This window comes from Thiothrix sp. UBA5583, from assembly GCA_002425225.1.
In the GTDB taxonomy this organism is placed as follows: domain Bacteria; phylum Pseudomonadota; class Gammaproteobacteria; order Thiotrichales; family Thiotrichaceae; genus Thiothrix; species Thiothrix moscowensis.
Genome location: DILV01000012.1, coordinates 1 through 18,240 on the forward strand (window position 1 = coordinate 1; position 18,240 = coordinate 18,240).

Annotated in this window: 20 protein-coding genes and 3 tRNA genes; 10 read left to right on the forward strand and 13 right to left on the reverse strand. The window is 52.5% G+C overall.

Annotated features, from left to right (window positions below; genetic code table 11):
• Positions 1-33 precede the first annotated feature (33 nt).
• Entirely contained in the window at positions 34-459 is a 426-nt protein-coding gene (locus tag B2U47_RS03795; protein ID WP_296676529.1) for a lysozyme inhibitor LprI family protein, read from the reverse strand.
• Between the two features lie 65 nt (positions 460-524).
• Here B2U47_RS03795 and B2U47_RS03800 point away from each other — a divergent pair, with 65 nt between their 5' ends.
• From B2U47_RS03800 to B2U47_RS03810, 3 genes are all read left to right on the forward strand, one after another.
• A complete protein-coding gene (locus tag B2U47_RS03800) occupies positions 525-1,268 on the forward strand; it encodes a GNAT family N-acetyltransferase (RefSeq protein ID WP_296676531.1) in 744 nt (247 codons plus the stop codon).
• A gap of 52 nt (positions 1,269-1,320) precedes the next feature.
• A complete protein-coding gene (locus B2U47_RS03805) occupies positions 1,321-1,788 on the forward strand; it encodes a c-type cytochrome (RefSeq protein ID WP_296676534.1) in 468 nt (155 codons plus the stop codon).
• 521 nt (positions 1,789-2,309) lie between these two features.
• Entirely contained in the window at positions 2,310-3,059 is a 750-nt protein-coding gene (locus B2U47_RS03810; protein WP_296676537.1) for a hypothetical protein, read from the forward strand.
• 7 nt (positions 3,060-3,066) lie between these two features.
• On the opposite strand, the gene dnaQ is transcribed toward B2U47_RS03810, so the two are convergent.
• Genes dnaQ through B2U47_RS03825 form a run of 3 tightly spaced genes read right to left on the reverse strand, consistent with a single transcriptional unit; the run spans position 3,067 to position 5,004 of the window.
• Positions 3,067-3,774 (reverse strand): DNA polymerase III subunit epsilon, encoded by a 708-nt coding sequence (dnaQ, locus tag B2U47_RS03815; RefSeq protein ID WP_296676539.1) that lies wholly within the window; start codon positions 3,772-3,774, stop codon positions 3,067-3,069.
• Positions 3,771-4,214 carry a ribonuclease HI gene (rnhA, locus tag B2U47_RS03820; protein WP_296676542.1) on the reverse strand — a complete coding sequence of 148 codons (444 nt, stop codon included), beginning with the start codon at positions 4,212-4,214 and terminating at the stop codon, positions 3,771-3,773. Before rnhA ends, dnaQ begins: the two co-directional genes overlap by 4 nt.
• Positions 4,204-5,004 carry a class I SAM-dependent methyltransferase gene (locus tag B2U47_RS03825; protein WP_296676544.1) on the reverse strand — a complete coding sequence of 267 codons (801 nt, stop codon included), beginning with the start codon at positions 5,002-5,004 and terminating at the stop codon, positions 4,204-4,206. The genes rnhA and B2U47_RS03825 overlap by 11 nt, the downstream gene beginning before the upstream one ends.
• A gap of 151 nt (positions 5,005-5,155) precedes the next feature.
• Between B2U47_RS03825 and B2U47_RS03830 the strand changes: the two genes are divergently transcribed.
• The 7 genes from B2U47_RS03830 to B2U47_RS03860 all read left to right on the forward strand — a co-directional run bounded on the left by B2U47_RS03830 (position 5,156) and on the right by B2U47_RS03860 (position 10,393).
• A complete protein-coding gene (locus B2U47_RS03830; protein WP_296676548.1) occupies positions 5,156-6,478 on the forward strand; it encodes a transglycosylase SLT domain-containing protein in 1,323 nt (440 codons plus the stop codon).
• Positions 6,479-6,489: 11 nt separating this feature from the next.
• Positions 6,490-7,116: an FHA domain-containing protein gene (locus tag B2U47_RS03835; RefSeq protein ID WP_296676549.1), complete on the forward strand. Its 627-nt coding sequence runs from the start codon at positions 6,490-6,492 to the stop codon at positions 7,114-7,116.
• Positions 7,076-7,687 carry a 5-formyltetrahydrofolate cyclo-ligase gene (locus B2U47_RS03840; RefSeq protein WP_296676553.1) on the forward strand — a complete coding sequence of 204 codons (612 nt, stop codon included), beginning with the start codon at positions 7,076-7,078 and terminating at the stop codon, positions 7,685-7,687. The genes B2U47_RS03835 and B2U47_RS03840 overlap by 41 nt, the downstream gene beginning before the upstream one ends.
• A 76-nt stretch (positions 7,688-7,763) precedes the next feature.
• Entirely contained in the window at positions 7,764-8,243 is a 480-nt protein-coding gene (locus B2U47_RS03845) for a hypothetical protein (RefSeq protein WP_296676556.1), read from the forward strand.
• Positions 8,244-8,329: 86 nt separating this feature from the next.
• Positions 8,330-9,016, forward strand: a complete 687-nt coding sequence (locus tag B2U47_RS03850; RefSeq protein ID WP_296676558.1) for a hypothetical protein — start codon at positions 8,330-8,332, stop codon at positions 9,014-9,016.
• Positions 9,017-9,085: 69 nt separating this feature from the next.
• Positions 9,086-9,931 (forward strand): 23S rRNA (adenine(2030)-N(6))-methyltransferase RlmJ, encoded by an 846-nt coding sequence (locus B2U47_RS03855; protein WP_296676561.1) that lies wholly within the window; start codon positions 9,086-9,088, stop codon positions 9,929-9,931.
• 9 nt (positions 9,932-9,940) lie between these two features.
• The gene (locus B2U47_RS03860; protein WP_296683044.1) at positions 9,941-10,393 is read left to right on the forward strand and encodes an EVE domain-containing protein; all 453 of its coding nucleotides are present in this window, start codon (positions 9,941-9,943) and stop codon (positions 10,391-10,393) included.
• Between the two features lie 12 nt (positions 10,394-10,405).
• Here the strand turns inward: B2U47_RS03860 and B2U47_RS03865 are convergent, their stop codons facing one another.
• The 9 genes from B2U47_RS03865 to lon form a co-directional block, all read right to left on the reverse strand.
• Positions 10,406-10,798: a hypothetical protein gene (locus B2U47_RS03865; RefSeq protein WP_296676566.1), complete on the reverse strand. Its 393-nt coding sequence runs from the start codon at positions 10,796-10,798 to the stop codon at positions 10,406-10,408.
• Positions 10,799-11,120: 322 nt separating this feature from the next.
• Entirely contained in the window at positions 11,121-11,708 is a 588-nt protein-coding gene (locus B2U47_RS03870; RefSeq protein ID WP_296676569.1) for a hypothetical protein, read from the reverse strand.
• Entirely contained in the window at positions 11,698-12,999 is a 1,302-nt protein-coding gene (gene mtaB / locus B2U47_RS03875) for a tRNA (N(6)-L-threonylcarbamoyladenosine(37)-C(2))-methylthiotransferase MtaB (protein WP_296676570.1), read from the reverse strand. The genes B2U47_RS03870 and mtaB overlap by 11 nt, the downstream gene beginning before the upstream one ends.
• Before the next feature lie 6 nt (positions 13,000-13,005).
• On the reverse strand, positions 13,006-14,886 hold the full coding sequence (locus B2U47_RS03880; RefSeq protein ID WP_296676574.1) for a SurA N-terminal domain-containing protein: 1,881 nt from the start codon (positions 14,884-14,886) through the stop codon (positions 13,006-13,008).
• 109 nt (positions 14,887-14,995) lie between these two features.
• Positions 14,996-15,072 (reverse strand) — tRNA-Asp (locus tag B2U47_RS03885).
• A 56-nt stretch (positions 15,073-15,128) separates the two neighbouring features.
• Positions 15,129-15,205 (reverse strand) — tRNA-Asp (locus B2U47_RS03890).
• Positions 15,206-15,227: 22 nt separating this feature from the next.
• Positions 15,228-15,303, reverse strand: a tRNA-Val gene (locus tag B2U47_RS03895).
• Positions 15,304-15,319: 16 nt separating this feature from the next.
• Positions 15,320-15,592, reverse strand: a complete 273-nt coding sequence (locus B2U47_RS03900; protein WP_296676577.1) for an HU family DNA-binding protein — start codon at positions 15,590-15,592, stop codon at positions 15,320-15,322.
• Positions 15,593-15,771: 179 nt separating this feature from the next.
• The gene (gene lon, locus B2U47_RS03905) at positions 15,772-18,195 is read right to left on the reverse strand and encodes an endopeptidase La (protein WP_296676580.1); all 2,424 of its coding nucleotides are present in this window, start codon (positions 18,193-18,195) and stop codon (positions 15,772-15,774) included.
• Between the last annotated feature and the right edge of the window lie 45 nt (positions 18,196-18,240).

Consider the following 18,240-nt stretch of genomic DNA (forward strand, 5'->3'; position numbering starts at 1 on the left):
AGAGCATCACTTCCGGTCACACCCTTCAGGCGTTTATTGGGCACTCTCTTTGAGCAGGTTCAAATAAGACTGTAATGCCAGTGTTCTTGCTTTGACCACATCGGTGCGTTTTCCCGCCATGACTGGAATCCACATCGTGCCTTCCATCTGCTCATTTATCACGTTGATCAGTTCAAATTCCTTGTCACGTTGGGCAATCCAAGCGCGTTGCGCCTGTTTCAGCGCATCCTGCGCCTTGGGTTTGAGCTGACCTTGCAACTGCTTGTAAACGCGGTTGAGTTCACCATCCCACTCCCGTTCAGCACGGGTGTAGCATTCCAGCATCCCGGCAGTTGAGGCATTGTTTTCCAGGCAGGTTTCGGTAGTCAGGTCAATCAGGTGCGGCTTTTCACGGGCACTGACTACAGTGCTGGACAAAGCCAGCAGCATTACAGCAAACAGGGCAATCCATCGGCGCATGACTTGTGTCTCCAATTTGTTATCATGAGCAACAGTGTAGCCCATTCATACAAGACAAACAGGCCATGCTCATCATACAAAAAAAATTTGGCATACCCATCCGCAAATATTATTTCAGCCAGCCAGATTCGCCGGGCTGGGCAGATTATTTGTTACCCACCGCGTACATGGATTGTTATTCCCCAACCTGTCCGCGTTTTTTTCAGACGGAATACCGTCATACTCTGCTGACTGACCTCACCCCTGAGGAAGAGCGCATTTTCCAGCATTTTTCCAAGGATGCTCGCAGCCAGATCCGGCGCGGTGAGCAGGATGGGCGTTTCAGCATCAATATGGCGACCCGGCTGGAAGATTTCATACCGCTGTACAATGCCTTTGCCGATTCACGCGGCATGTCACTGTTTACGGTAAAAGACGCAGAAGCCATTGGCACAGGGCAGTACTGCCTGTTCAGCAGTGACTATCAGGGCAAACCTGTCATATGCCATTTGTATCTGGTGTCACCTGTAACAGGGACAGTCAACCTGCTGATTTCTGCCAGTTCGCTGGCATATCGGGATAATGAGGACATGCGTCGCGCCAGCGGGTTTGCCAACCGTTGCCTGCACTGGCAAGGAATGCGCCATTTCAAGGCGCACGGCTACCATACTTATGATTGGGGCGGCTATGTACAGAATGCCAGCGAGCCGATGATGCAGGGCATCAACCGTTTCAAGCGTACTTTCAATGGCAAATTGACACCGATTTTTAATTACTACTCGCCTTGCTACGCTTTTATTGAAAAACTGCGGCACAAATTGCGAAGATAGGCAGTCCAATGACAAAATTTTTTAACCATGCACTATAAAAGGAGCCAACAGAATGAATCTGTTCCAAAAAACCCTGGCTATCACGCTTGCAGCCACCAGCATCGCTGTCGTTTCCACCGCTATCGCTGACGAACAAAAATCCCCGGAAGAAATGGCTATCGAGTACCGCCAAGGTGCTTTTAGCATGATCAAATACCATTTCGGCCCGATGGCAGCGATGGTCAAGGGTGAAAAAGAGTTCAACGCGGAAGCCTTCGCCAAAAATGCCGAAGCGGTTGCAGCCCTGAGCAAGTTCCCTATCAATGGCTTCATTGAGGGCAGCGATATGGGCGAAACCGAAGCCAAGGATGCCATCTGGAAAAACATGGATGACTTCAAGAAGAAAATGGAAACGTTCCAGGTAGAAGCTGCGTCACTGGCTGAAGTTGCCAAAGGTGGCGACATGGCAGCCATCAAGCCGCAATTTGGCAAGGTTGGCGAATCCTGCAAGGCTTGCCACAAGGAATACAAGGAAGACTGATTGTCTCGTCTGCCTCCCTCGCCCGTGGGGGAGGTATTCTCGACGAATCGGAGCGGGAACTGGTCGCCCGTGGATTTGTGCATCAACGCTACCAGCCCCGCCTACAGGGAATCCCCAAAATAGGTGCAAACAAAAGTATGGCTCCCCCCTCTGCGGCTTCGCTGTTACCCCTCACCCAGCCCCCTGAGGGGGCGTCCCTCAAGGGGAGAGGGGCTAAGAGATCACTTTTCTTGTTCCCCCTCGCCCCTTGAGGGAGAGGGGGCTAGGGGGTGAGGGGTAGTTCGGAGTGGAATGGTTGGGGCAACACTACACCAAGGAATGGGCAGCCCTCAAAAGTATTGCTGTCATCCAGCAGTGCGGTTTTAGCACGCATCGTCTGAATCAGCATGTTGCCAGAGCTGAATAAAGCCGGGGAGTGAACGGAATTATGGCATATTTGTCATAAGGAAAAACAACCAGTCAAACGTTCCATACGCTGATAACATCACTGAAAATCCGGGCATAATCATAGGGGGAAAATCATGCGCCAATTACCCATTCTGACGCTATTGCTGGCTTTGCTAGTGGGTGGCTGCAACACCCTGCCCGATGCCAGCGATGCCGGGTTGCAAGCCATTGCCCCCAACATCTACGTCGAACCGGCGATGGATACCATGACCCGCACCCGCCTGATTCAAACCCTAGCGGAAGCGGAACGTGCTATCAGCACAATGTACGGCTCAGTGCGTAGCCGTCCGCCCGTTTACGCCTGCGTCACCGCCAACTGTTACATCCACCTAGGCGGAACCTATGGCTCCAATGCCGAAGCCCTCGACGACCGCATCCTGTTGTCACCTGCGGGTCTGAACTGGCATTTCATTGCCCACGAATGGGCGCATGTGGAACTGTTCAGCCGCATGACACCCCGCGCCTGGCAACAACTGCCGCAATGGTTCAACGAAGGGCTGGCAGTTGCCATCAGCCAGGAGCCGGAATATTCGGAAAATGCCTGGCAATACCTGCTGACGGCCAACCTGCCCCGCCCCGGTGATGGCGAGTTGCAGGGTCTCCGCACCTTGCCGCAGTGGATGGATGCCGTCAATTTCTACCAACAACAAGTGCAAGCCAGACAGATTGCAGGCGGGATGGGCGTCAGCCCGGTCTACACAGCCGCAGGTCATGCGGTGCGCAACTGGCTGGCGACAGCGGGAAATCAGGGGCTGTTGGTACTGATCCAGCGCATGAATGCAGGCGAACCATTTGCAGCGGTGTATCCGGTTACACCACGCTAACCACAGATCAAGCCTCGAACAGGCACTTGCCCGCCGCTTTGGTAATCGCTGCCACCCGTTCCGCATGAGCCGCCAATTCTTCCGCACTGGCACTGATCACACGCAAACGGCTGACATCCTGAGTTATGCGGCGACCAGCACTGCCCCCCCCGGACTGGGCAGTACGATCTTCCGCCCCCAGCAGCAGGCTGACCTGCCCACCGGTCATGGCAAGATAAACATCTGCCAGAATCTCCGCGTCCAGCAACGCGCCGTGCAGGGTACGGTGGGCGTTGTTGATTTCGTAACGCTTGCAGAGCGCATCCAGACTGGCACGTTGACCGGGGAACATCTGCCGCGCCATCACCAGCGTATCCGTCACCGTGCAATAGTCGGTCATGGTCTGGTAGGCAGGGTCAACCAGTTGCAGTTCATGGTTGAGGAAACCAATATCGAAAGGTGCGTTGTGGATGATCAGTTCCGCCCCGCGTAAATAGGCCAGCAAGTCTTCCACAATGTCTTCAAAGCGCGGTTTGTCGGCAAGGAAAGCATTACTGATGCCATGGACAGCCTCTGCTTCAGCATCAATGGTACGGTCAGGTTGCAGGTATTGATGGAAATTTTTGCCAGTCAGACGCCGGTTAAGCATTTCCACGCAACCGATTTCGATGATGCGGTGGCCTTCTTTGGGGTCTAGCCCGGTAGTTTCCGTATCGAGGATAATCTGGCGGCTCATGTTTTCTTCTCGTCAATCGCTTTGTTGGCAAGCTGGTCTACCCGCTCGTTTTCGTCGTGCCCACTGTGTCCCTTGACCCAGTGCCAGGCAACCTGATGACAAGCCGCCGCAGCATCCAGTCGTTGCCACAGTTCCTGATTCTTGACCGGCTTGCCTGCTGCGGTTTTCCAGCCTTTGCGTTTCCAGCCTGCCAGCCATTCGGTAATACCCTGCCGCACATATTGGGAATCGGTCGTCAGGCTCACCTGACAAGGGCGGGTCAGGGTTTCCAGCGCCTGAATAGCCGCCATCAGTTCCATCTGGTTATTGGTAGTATCTGGCTGATAACCATACAGCTCGCGCTCCTGCCCGTTGTAACGCAGCAATGCGCCCCAGCCACCCGGCCCTGGATTGCCACGGCAAGCACCATCGGTAAAAATTTCAACTACGTTATTCGGCATCATTACGTTCCTGCGGGGAAATACGCCCTGCTCCCGGATTCACCACCATACCGGGGCGCAACACACGCGCAGGCATCCGGGAAGCAGGCAATAGCGTCATGTTGGAAACCTTTTTCTGGGCGTGAATAATATAAACATTACCCGTTGCCAGATGCCAGCGTGCGCCCAGACGCTCCAGCCAACGGGTACGCTGAAAGGTGCATTCACCACCCAACGCCGGGCTAAAACCGGCTGTCACTGTTGACCGCACTTCAAACCCCAGCACATGCAACCACTCGCGCACCCGATAGGTGCTGTAGAAATGGCATGGTCCATCCTTGCGCTGGTGGAAATGGCGCAAACTACCCAGCCCCTTGAAACTGAACGGGTTAAAGCCAATCAGGATACAGTGCCCTTCAGGAACCAGTACCCGCTCAATTTCACGCAAGACCTGATGCGGCTGGCGGGTACAATCCAGCGCATGGCTGGCAACCACCAGATCCAGATTCTGGAAAGCAAACGGCAGTTGCTCGGGCGAGCCAAGCACACTGTTTTGTTCGCCTTGCACCATACCCAAAGCGAAACGGCTGGCAATGCGTGATTCTTGCAGGAAGGGCTGCATCCCGGTCAGGACACCCGTTTCCAGTGCATAATAACCAAACACGTCAGCCGTCATGCCTGTCACCAGTTCCTGTACCCGCGCCAAGGTAGCCTGACCGGAAACAGTGGCATACCAGTGCCTGCACGCTTGCACCCCGGCTGGCTTTGATGCTGTCTGGAAGATGACGTTCAGCGGTTTTTCCTTGTTCATGAAGGGAGTAAGTATTATATTCGGCTCACATCGCCTGATTATAAAAAACTTATGGCTTGGCTGTTTGACCGAATGTACGGCATACCCGCCTAATTATAGCGATGAAATCGGGGCTTACATAACAACAACAGGCTTACAGGGTAAAACAATAATGAAAACCAGCACGTATGCGTTTCTTGCCACATCCGTTATTGCCATGTTTACCGGTTCGGGCTGCTCCAGCAACATGACAAAAGCAGACGCACGAACCAGCACCAATAGCGACGATCTGCTTTTTGCCAATTTCAAACCCGACCATGCAGACAAACGCCTGAACAGGGCAACCACAGCACAATATGGCTATAAATTCCAGAAAGCTGCCTTGCACAGACCTTCAACAGGCCAGGAACAAGCCCAACCGGCCAGCGTCGCCCCTGATTTCAATACCTGGGATCGGGTTTTCCAAGGATTCGAGCTGAATGGTCACACTGGCAATCCACAAGTACAGCGTTTCATCCACTATTACGGGCAACACCCGGAAAAACTGACCATGCTGTCGGAACGCGCCAGCGTATTCCTGCACATGATTGTGCATGAACTGGATCAGCGCAACATGCCTACCGAACTAGCACTGCTACCCTTCGTGGAAAGTGCCTTCGACCCGGACGTATTTTCTCATGCCGGTGCTGCCGGTTTATGGCAGTTCATCCCCTCCACCGGGCGGCTGTATGGCCTGCAACAATCCAGCGCTTATGATGCACGGCTCGACCCGTTTGCCGCCACTGGTGCTGCGATGGATTACTTACAAAAACTGAACAAGGATTTCAACGGTGACTGGTTGTTGGCACTCGCTGCCTACAACTGTGGGGAAGGTCGGGTACAAAAAGAAATCGAGCGCAACCGCCGACAAGGCTTGCCCACCAGTTTCTGGCATTTGACCTCGCTGCCGCGTGAAACCCGTGAATACGTACCACGCCTGCTGGCTTTCAAGGAGCTGATTGGCAATGCCCAGCGCTATGGCATTACCCTACCGGATACGCCCAACCACGCCCGCCTGGCATTCCTGCATGTCGACAAGCCGGTTGACCTGCAAGCACTGGCTCAGCAAGTCGGGCTGGACAGTCACCAACTGACGCACCTGAACCCCGGTTTCCGTACTGGTATCGCTATTCCCCAGTATTCCGGGCGCATCATTGTACCGCGCAGCCATGCCCAGCAACTGGTGGATGCGGTCAACGCCATGCCCGCTGCTTCCGTCAGTACACGCACACTGGCACGCAAATCATCCGGCGGCTATAACAGGCTGGCAACTACACGTACTGGCAAAAAAGCCCATTACGCCAGCAACAAGCACAAGACACATACTGTCCGCAAGGGTGATACCCTGCAAACCATTGCCATGAAACACGGCACAAGCGTACAGGCATTGATGAAACACAACAGCAAGCGTTCTACCACCGTCAAGGTCGGCGAGCGTATCAGTATCCGCGCATGAGGTAACTTGTCATGTCCCAACTGGTCGTCATACTGGAAAAACAGGTGATCAAACGGGTTCCGATCAAGGGAACCAGCCTTACGTTTGGACGCAACAACCACTGTGAAATCAGCCTGCCTGACCGCACCATCAGCAACCGCCACGCCCGCATTACTGTGGTGCGCGATGATTGCTTTCTGGAAGACCTTGACAGTACCAATGGCACTTACGTCAACCAGCAACTGGTTGACCGGCATTTGCTGGAAGACGGTGACACCATTGGGCTGGGCAAATACCACATCCAGTTCGAGTCTGACCAGAGTGTGGATAGCCAGATTCGCAGGCTCAGCGTACATCCCAAACTGATGGATGCGACCTACCAGTATTGGCTGCAAATCCTCAATGGCAAACGCTCGGGTTACATCATTCCCTTGCAACAGGAACGGGTGGTATTGGGCAACCGGCGTAATGGGCAAATCCTGATTGAGCCAAATGCTGCGGGTCTTTATAGTATGCAGGAAATCGGCATGTCCAATTCCCGCCTGACACGTACCCTGATTCCGGGGGAAGAACTGCGGGTTGAAGATATTTCTTTCCGCTTCTGCCTACAAGACCCGAATGTCCCAGCCAGTTTCCAGCCCGGCGACACTACGCCGTAACATCCGTCAGCAACGTGCTGCCTTGCCGGGCAAACAGCAACAACGGCTCTCGCAGCAGATTGCTCGTCACCTGCATGGCAACGCACACTTCCGTAAAGCCATCCACATTGCCTTGTACATCCCGGTACGGGGCGAAGCTGATCCACGCAGCCTGCGCACCTGGGCACTACCCCGTCAGCATTTTTACCTGCCGGTTTTGTCCCCTTTCCGCGACCAGCGCTTGTGGTTTATCCACTGGGATCAACATACCCGCTTCCGCCACAACCGTTTCCAGATTCCCGAACCCCGTATCTGCTACGCCCGCAGCCGACCCGCCCGCTGGCTGGATCTGGTCATTACCCCGCTGGTTGCCTTTGACCACACCGGCACACGCATGGGCATGGGCGGGGGATTCTATGACCGTACTTTTGCTTTCAAACGCACCCTCGCCCATCAGCCACGCCCACACTTGAGCGGTTATGCCTATGCTTTCCAGCAAGCTAATGCCCTGTTGCGTCAGCCCTGGGATGTACCGCTGAATTCAGCCTGTACCGAGTCCGGTTTTTCGCTATTCAGTACTAGACAATATTAGAATATACTGATATAGTATTTCCATGATCAGCCAGATGGTGAGCTGATACGAGATAACCGCACAGGAGAGCTTTGAGATGAAAAAATTAATCGTTGGTTTGAGCCTGCTGGTATTGTCTGCCACTGCAAGTGCAGGCGATTTCTTTGGTGGAAATAACGGCGAATGGAAAATGGGTCCTTACGGCCCTTACTATGAAGAAAGCGATTGGCCAGAATGGACTCCCATGTACTGGATGGACGAAATGATGAACAGCTTCGATGACGATGACGAAGATTTCATGGGCGGTATGCCATTCATGGGTAACAATAACAACTTCGGCGGTATGCCATTCATGGGCAACAACAACTACCCTGTTATGCCTTATGGCGCACCAGGGATGTCTCCAATGCCTTATGCACAGCAACCGATGATGCTTCCTCCTGGCATGGCTCCAATGCCGCCAATGGGTGCACCAATGCTGGCTCCAATGCCGCCAATGGGCGCTCCGATGATGGCTCCGCCTCCAGCTCCTGTTGCTCCAGCAGTAACACCTGGCCCGGCTGCAAAAACTAACTGATTTCAGCCAGAACAGTTATACTCGACAGGCCGGTTTATCCGGCCTGTTTTGTGTTAGCGAGACCGATTAGGAAGGGAACAGACACCATGAAAAAAATGATCGCAGGCATTTTGCTGGCAAGCGCCGCAGGCAGCGTCAGCGCAGGTGGTTGGGGCTTTGACAACTTTGACTGGAGCCCTAACATGAACTGGGGTAACAACCAGTCGTGGGGCAATGGTCCTGGCAACGGCTTCAACTGGGGCAATGGCCCGTCCTGGGGTGGCGGCCCGAACATGGGCTGGAGCAATGGCCCATCCTGGGGCAATGGCTCGAAAATGCCATTCAACTGGAACAACGGCCCAGTATGGGGCAACAATGCGCCATGGAACAATGGCCCGAACATGCCATTCTGGGGCAACAACACCCCTTGGAACAACGGCCCAAACATGGGCTGGAACAATGGACCGTCCTGGAACAACGGCCCGAACTTCCCCAATATGGGCTGGGGCAACAACAACTATCCGCGTCCTCCACGCCCGGTAGCACCATTCGGGATGCAACCCGGCATGAACTTGCCACCTTCCATGCTGCCGCCAACACCACCAGCAGCACCTGTTGCACCAGGTACGACAGCACCTGCCAAGCCAGTAACCCCGGCTCCTGCTGCTCCGGCAGCACCTGCGCCTGCTGCAACCCCAGCAGTACCAGCGTCTCCAGTAGCAGCTCCTGCACCAGAGGCTAGCAGTAATGCAGCCGCAACTGCTGCTCCAGCAACACCAGGGCCTGCCAAGTAAGCAGCACCCACCGCAGGGACGAATAAAATCCGTCCCTGTTTCCCGTTTCTGTTTGCGGAATCCACTACCTTGCTCAGTTACCGCCACGCTTTCCATGCAGGCAACCATGCCGATGTTCTCAAACACCTAACCCTTAGTCTGACACTTGACTATTACTGTCAAAAAGACAAACCCTTCTGGTACATCGACACCCATGCAGGCAGCGGTTTTTACCGGCTAAACAGTGCAGAAGCCCAGAAAAACCGTGAATTTGATGCAGGCATCCAGCCCATCTGGCAAGCAGCAGAAATCCCTGCATGTGCAAGCAGGTATATCGACCTGATCCGCCAAGCCAACCCGGACAACACTCTTAAACATTACCCCGGTTCACCTTGGCTGGCTGCACAGCTACTGCGTAAAACCGATGCATTGCACTTGTTCGAGCTACACCCCGCCGACTATCAGCACCTGCATAAGCAACTGGGCGATGACAAACGGGTACGCATCAACAAACAGGATGGTCTGACAGGGTTGATCGGCCTTCTTCCCCCTACTCCACGTCGTGCTGTCACTCTGATTGATCCATCCTACGAGCTGAAAACAGACTACACACTGGTCATTGAAACCTTGCTCAAGGCATACAAACGCTTTGCTACCGGCACTTACCTGTTGTGGTATCCGGTGATAGATCGCCAGCGGGTACAACAAATGAGCCGTAAATTACAAGCCAGTCAGATTCCTGACATCCTGCAAATCGAATTATGCCCACAGGAGGACAGCAACAAGCTGGGTATGACCGGCAGTGGCATGTTTGTCATCAATCCACCGTGGGTACTGGGTAAACAGATGCAGGAATTGCTACCCTGGATGGTAGAACACATGAATACAGGGGCTGCACGTTACACCCTACAACAGATTAGCCCCGAGAAAACCTGAGGGAGTTCCATGCAATACTGGCTAATGAAAACAGAACCTGACGTATTTGGTATCGACGATCTGGCAACAGTGGGAACCGAGCCATGGGATGGGGTACGCAATTATCAGGCTCGCAACATGATGCGGGATCAAATGCAGATCGGGGATCAGGTATTATTTTACCACTCCAACTGTGAAATGCCCGGTATTGTTGGTATTGCTGAAATCGCCACGGCAGGCTACCCGGATGACAGCGCCTTCGACCCCGAAGCCAAATACTACGACCCCAAAAGCGACCCAACCCAGCCACGCTGGTATCGGGTAGATGTGAAATTTGTACGCAAACTGCAACGTACCATCAGTCTGGCAGAACTCAAGGAAGAACAGGTATTGGCAGATATGCCGCTGGTACGCAAGGGCAACCGGCTTTCCGTCATGCCCGTCGCCCCGTCAGAATGGAAGCATATTCTGGATATGGAATAAACCCAGTACTGCCTACTTGTCTTCTTTGTCTGGTTTGCAGGAAGCGGCTCCCGGCCCAAACAACGGGCAAACCCCCGGCGGCAATTGCACCCCAGGAGGCAAACCTGTTTCGGCATCAGTCGCGGGTATCTTGTCTGCACCACCTACAGACTGGGTGGCAGCAGCATCTTGTACGGGAGCATCCTGCACGGGCTTGTCTTGCTGTTTCTGTGAAACTGGAACATCGGCTGCGGGCTTGGCTGTTTCCGTCTTGTTACTGACTGTGCCCACCGACATATAAAAGGCAACCGCTGTCGACAAGACCAGAAAAACCAGTACAACAGGAAGAACCTTTTGGATAAGTGCTGCCAGCTTGTCCTGCGCAGATGGCGGTGGAAGCTGCTGTTTGATAACTAGTTTTGGCATGGGGCTTTCCGGCATGATTATATTAGTTGACACCTGCGCATTATCGTGAACGCGCTACACCGAACCTCTAAACAATACGCAAGCACCATAACACATCTTTATTTATCAGCCAGTAAACGACTGACAAAAAGGCAGTTTTCACCTTTATACGGGTAGCTTGCTACAAGTATCCGTTGAATTGCCCACACAGACAACCCACCCTTAACATATTGATACAAAAATTCACTTACTGTTGGATCAGGCAGACAACAGAATAGTTCAATCATATTGCAAACAAAAAAAAAGCCGGTTAAAAAACCGGCTTTTTGGTTGTTTTTTGTTCTTAAATTGCTTGTTTGCTTGAAGGCTCAGTGGGTGATGCTGGTTGTGGCGGTGGGGGAACTGTCAGATCTTTCTGCAACTGTTCAACCCCTTGCTTGAGGCTCTTGTTTAATTCATTAACACTATCGGACAATGCCTTGTCCAGATCACGCAAGCCTTCCTGCATGAAGGTGTTGAGCTGATCAACGACAGCCCCCATTGCACCACTGACCATCGAACCCATGGTCTTTTGTACATCTACCTGCCATTTATCCTTCCCCCGCACCAGGATGGTACGCACAGGAATGACCATATCACCTTTCTCACCACCGTACAGGACAGTAGCAACTTCAGCCGTATTATCCTGAATCTTGATTTCGCCCGTCTCAAAACGCTGGGCAGCAATACTTTTGCTATCCAGATACTGAAGGTATTGGGCACTCTCCCATGTCACCAGATCCTTGGCTGTTTCCATGTCTTCGCTCAATACGGCCTGCCAGAACTTGTCTGCCACATCGCGTGCCTGTTGTGATTCCGAAGAAAAGATACAGCCAGACAATAGCACTGTTAGTAATAACGCCTGCAATGTCAGCCACATACTACGTTTCATCGTCTTCCATCCTCCCGCAAAGAACACTCTCACTTGTATCCACACTTTGTAAGCGGGTTGAAGTGATTCGGTTTTCCAGCAACACATTATCTGCCACTGATACCGTAACCTTATAGTAGTTAGGAGTATAGCCGGTATAAATCCGCTGTCCGCCTGAAGTTTCACGGGCGTATTCCCACAAGACCGGAACCACTTGCCCGACCTGTGCTTGCAACCAGTCCTGCTTCATGCGTTCCCCCACCACATGCAAGCTCTGGCTACGCTGTTTCTTGACAGCATCCGCTACCGGGTCTGGCAAGCGGGCTGCCTTGGTTCCTTCACGGGCCGAATAGGTAAAAATGTGCATGTGACCAAAACCAACTGACTCCACATAGGCCAGCGTTTCCTGCCACTCTGTTTCGGTTTCACCTGGAAACCCGACAATAATATCCGTTGTTACATTAAACCCCGGCACAGCCCGGCGGGCTTCGGCGACCAGAGCAGCAAATTCGGCAGTCTTGCAACGTCTTGCCATACGCCGTAGCACGGAATCCGCCCCACTTTGCAACGGTAGGTGCATGTGTGGCATCAAACGAGGATTAGCAAACAGGCTGAAGAAATCATCCGGCAAATCCCACGGCTCAACCGAAGCAAAACGCAAACGCGGTATATCGGTTTCTTGCAGGATACGCTGCACCAGTGCATACAGTGAGCTACCGATGTCGCTGCCATAACCACCAACATGCACACCTGTCAGGACTGCTTCTTGCACACCTTGCTGATGTAATACATTGATCTCGTTGATGATCTCGGTTTCACTACGGCTGCGCTCGTCACCACGCGCAACCGTCACGATGCAGAAAGTGCAACGATAACGACAACCATCCTGAATCTTGATGAATGCCCGCTGCCGTCCACGCATAAAGAGTGGTGACTCACCCGGCTCGGTTGCCATGACAGGCATCACTGGCAGCTCGAAGCGCTGCATGACTGTCTGCGGCAAACGGTCTTTTTCGGCATTGGGAATAACCAGATCGACACCCATCGCATCTGCCACTTCGTTTGCTTGCAACGTGGCATAGCAACCGCTTACCACCAGTCGGGCTTGCGGATTTTCCCGATACAACCGATGCATCAGGCGGCGTGATTTCCCGGAAGCATCGCTGGTCACTGCACAGGTATTCAACACCAGTACATCGGCATCAGGCACACTCGGGACAATTTCATGCCCGGCAGAACGGAACTCCTGTGACCATTGTTCGAGTTCTGCCTCGTTCAGGCGACAGCCCAGCGCTTTCAGATGGACTTTCATACCCCGTTACAGGTTCTCAGGGTGCAGGACAATCTCGGCGGATTCCCTCAGTCCTTGCAGCATCGCACCCAATTCACGTTGTCCAACTGTTTGGTTGTAAATGCTGTTGGCTCCAGCATCCAGTTTAGTGTCACCTGGTTTGACGGACTTGAGGGCAATCAGCGCATAGTCTCCATTACCCAAGGCAACACTTGCCCAAGTGGTCTTGCCAGCTTGCGGGTGATTCATGGCAAATGCCTGACTGGCAACTTCCGGCATCAATTTGTTGTCGGTGCGCCCCACCAATCCCAGTTTTTCGACAGCGGCTTCACTACCCAAAGCAGAAGCAGTAATGGCACTCCAGGCTTGCGTTTCCACCAGCTTTTTCAGTAGTTCTTCACCTTTTTGCGCAGTCAATTTGCGGGCTTCTGTAGCTAGCAGACTAGTACGGATTTCTTCACGCACAGCATCCAGTGGCTTCTGTGTAGCAGCTTCCTTGTTTACCGTGCGGATTACCGCAGCATGACCATCCTCCAGTTCCAGCAGGTCAGAATTCTTGCCTGCTTGTACATCGGCATCAAAGGCTGCTGTACGGACTTTTTCATTTCCGGCAATACCCTGCCCGCTTGCACGAGTTACCCAGTCAGTTTGCTGGACAGACAACCCCAGTTCCTTGGCAGCGGGCGCAAGATCACCATCCTGTTCATAAGCCAAACGCCCCAGTGTCTCAGCCTTTTCGGTGAATGCCTTGTCAGCCTGTTCCTTGCGGTAATCAGCACTAACATCGGCACGAACTTCCTCAAAAGTTTTCTGGATGGCAGGTTTGATTTCCGTCACTTTGATGATTTCATAACCTGCTTCAGTCTTGACCGGCGCCGAAGTTTCACCCGCTTTCAAGGCAAACACGGCTTTTTCAAACTCGGCTCCCCACTCACCAGCAACCACACTACCGATCAAACCACCTTTTTCAGCGCTTGGTTTGTCATCAGAATCAGTACGGGCAATGTCTTCAAAGGTACGCTTGCCTGCTTGCAAATCAGCATACAAGGTATCAATCTTTTGTTTTGCGGCTGCATCCTTGGCAGGATCAGACACGCTGACCAGAATGTGACTGGTAACATACTCTTCAGGTTTTATGTACTGGTCAGCATTATCTTCAAACCAGTTTTTCAAGGTGTTGTCATCAACCGTCACAGCCGATGCCAAAGCATCCCGCTTGATTTCCAGATAAGCCAACTGGACTTTTTCTTCGGTCATGAACGAAGCTTTGTTTTGCTCATAGTACTGGGCAATCTGCTCATCACTGACCTTGACCTGTGACTGAAAGTCAGCCGCTTTAAGGGTAAAAACTTCCAATTCGCGCTGCTGGTTGCGTAATGCCTGATACTGTTCAGCTTCAGCCTTGGGCAAGAATGCAGTATCCAGCACTGCACCGCGCAACTGTTGCTGGGAAAGGTCATCACGCACCTGGAACTCAAACCCGGCTTCATCACGGCGCTGCATTTTCAGGAAGTTTTTGTATGTTTCCAGATCAAACTTGCCATCTTTCTGGAACGCAGGAATCTGTGCAATGGCTTCCTGCACTTCCTGGTTACTGGCACGGTAGCCGCCTTCGCGAATTTTTTGCTGGAGCAATGTCTGGTTGACCACAGACTCCAAGGCGCTGTTTTTCAGTACAGAATCATCCATACCGGGGGGAAGCTGCCCACCAAACTGTTGCTTCAGTTCCAACAGCGTATTCTGTACTGCCTGTACAGACACTTCTTCACCGTTAACCGTGGCAGCGACCAGCTTGCCGCCACCTTCAAAATACTGGTTGATGCCAAACAGAGCAAACGGAATCGCAATGAGACCTACGATAGTATAGGCAACCCAACCTTTGGCTTTGTCATGAATCGTTTGTAGCATGAGCTTGTTACGTTTTTGTCAGTATGTTAATGGATAAATATCGCGCACGCCCCACGAGCGCAGAGAGGCAATCATACAGGAAGAAAACAGGTGAGGAAATGGGAAAAGTTGGCGGAGCGGACGGGACTCGAACCCGCGACCCCCGGCGTGACAGGCCGGTATTCTAACCAACTGAACTACCGCTCCGAAGCAATGAGAGCAATAAAAAAGATGCCACTGAGGCATCTTTTTCGAGAGAAAAGTGGCGGAGCGGACGGGACTCGAACCCGCGACCCTCGGCGTGACAGGCCGATATTCTAACCAACTGAACTACCGCTCCGCATAAGGAAAATTTTCAACGATGGTGGGTAGTGAGGGGCTCGAACCCCCGACATTCGCCTTGTAAGGGCGACGCTCTACCAACTGAGCTAACTACCCGTCGTTGGAAAGGGCACTAGTTTACTGCATCCTTTAGAGCTTTACCAGCTTTAAATGCAGGAATTTTTGCAGAAGCGATTTGAATGGATTCTCCAGTACGCGGATTGCGGCCAGAACGCTCCTGACGCTCACGCACCAGGAAAGTACCAAAGCCAACCAGAGCAACCTGGTCATTTTTGGCCAATGCTTCAGAAATGCATTCGACGAACGCTTTAAATGCACGATCAGTATCAGCTTTCGTCAGGCCGGACTTAGCCGCTACTGCATCAATCAGTTCTGATTTATTCATAAAATCGTTTCCTTGTGAATTCATCGTTATAGAGGGAAAACCGAAACACCCCTGCCATCTCTTGACCAGCAGAGCCACCCATGCGGATACGCCCGACAGTTATACCAGTGACATCCAAAATATGTCAACAAAATGACGGACTTCACGCACGCAGGAGTATTTCATTCAATTGTAGCGTATTAATGTGGTCTTGCAGGAGTAACATCCTCCTCTTCCACCACAGGTGCAGGTACTACTTGTGGGCTTCCCCCATCCTCATCATCCACATCTTCATCATCAGCCAATGGCAAGGGACTACGCTCCAATGCCAGGGATAATACTTCATCAATCCACTTGACAGGGTGAATTTCGAGACCTTTCTTGACGTTCTCAGGAACTTCCGCCAGATCTTTTTCGTTTTCACGCGGAATCAATACCAGCTTGATGCCACCACGGTGTGCCGCCAACAGCTTTTCCTTCAATCCACCGATCGGCAACACTTCACCACGCAAGGTAATTTCCCCTGTCATCGCCACGTCGGCACGTACCGGAATGCGGGTCATGGCGGAAACCATTGCTGTCACCATACCGATACCTGCACTGGGGCCATCCTTGGGCGTCGCACCTTCAGGTACGTGGATATGCACATTGTGCTTGCGCAGGAACTTGCGGGTAATCCCCAACTGGCGGGCGCGACTTTTCACCACAGTTTCAGCCGCATGGATGGATTCTTTCATCACCTCACCCAGACGTCCGGTACTCTTGATCATGCCATTACCCGGCAACAAGGCACTTTCAATGGTTAACAGATCACCACCGACGGATGTCCATGCCAGCCCGGTCACTTGCCCGACTTGATTGGACTTGTCGGCACGACCATAGTCGAAACGCTTTACCCCCAGATACTTTTCGATATTACGCGGTGTAATGGAGGTTTTCTTGCGATCGTTGAGCAAATGATCCTTGACGGCTTTGCGGCACAGTTTGGAAATCTCCCGATCCAGATTACGCACCCCGGCCTCGCGGGTGTAATGACGGATAATTTCCAGCACCGCAGAATCACTGATTGCCAACTCGCCTTTCTTCAAACCATTGCTTTTGAGCTGTTTGGGGATCAGGTAGTTTTTGGCAATACTGAGTTTTTCATCTTCGGTATAGCCCGGAATGCGGATAACCTCCATACGATCCAGCAGCGGCCCTGGAATACGCATACTGTTGGAAGTTGCCACGAACATCACGTCCGACAGGTCGAAATCCACTTCCAAATAATGGTCGGCGAAAGTGTGGTTTTGCTCGGGATCCAGCACTTCCAGCAAGGCAGACGACGGATCGCCCCGGAAGTCGGTCGACATCTTGTCGATTTCATCCAGCAGGAACAATGGATTGCGAGTACCTACCTTGCTCAGGTTCTGGATGATTTTACCCGGCAATGAACCAATGTAAGTACGGCGATGCCCACGGATTTCCGCTTCGTCACGCACGCCACCTAGGGCCATGCGGGTAAACTTGCGCCCGGTGGCACGGGCGATGGATTGCCCCAAGGACGTTTTACCCACGCCCGGCGGTCCAACCAGACAGAGGATCGGGCCTTTGAGCTTTTTGACCCGTTGCTGAACCGCCAGAAACTCCAGAATACGTTCCTTGACTTCATCCAGACCGTAGTGGTCTTCATTCAGCACTTTCTCGGCTGCTGCCAGATTGTTGTTGACCTTGGACTTTTTCTTCCAAGGCAAACCAGCCAGCCAGTCAATGTAGTTGCGCACCACGGTGGCTTCTGCTGACATGGGCGACATCATTTTCAGCTTTTTCAGCTCGGTCTCAGCTTTTTCCCTGGCCTCTTTCGACATACCGGCAGCGTCGACCTTGCGGGCAAGCTCTTCCATTTCATTGGGTGCGGCATCATCCATTTCACCCAGTTCTTTCTGAATGGCCTTGATCTGTTCGTTGAGGTAATACTCGCGTTGGCTGCGTTCCATTTGTTGCTTGACGCGCCCACGGATTTTCTTTTCTACCTGCAACAGGTCAATTTCACCTTCCACCAATTCCATCAGGTACTGGATACGCTCTTCCACATCCAACATTTCCAGCACGCGCTGCTTTTCGGCAATCTTCAAGCCAAGATGGGCAGCGATGGTATCTGCCAAACGCACAGGATCGTCAATACTGGCAAGGGAAGAGAGGATTTCTGGCGGTACTTTCTTATTCAGTTTGACGTACTGCTCGAACAAACCAACCAGTGAACGGCTCAGTACATCCACCTTGCGTTCATCACCGGGGATGGATGCCCGGACTTCCACGCGGGCTGCCGAAAAATCGCCGTCATTGTCGATGGCAATGATTTCTGCACGCTCCAGCCCTTCAACCAATACTTTCAGAGTTCCATCTGGCAATTTCAGTAATTGTAGAATGGTTGCCAGTGTGCCAACCGTATGCACGTCTTCCAAATCGGGCGCATCGACTTCAGCACTTTTTTGTGCAACCAGCAGAATTTGCTTGTCGTTATCCATCGCCATATCGAGTGCGTGTATGGACTTGTTCCGCCCAACAAACAGGGGAATTACCATATGTGGATATACCACGACATCACGTAACGGTAATACAGGGACAATAATAGTCTTAGCCATAACCAATACTCTCTGTGGCATTAGAAGATGTACCCTGCCTCGTTG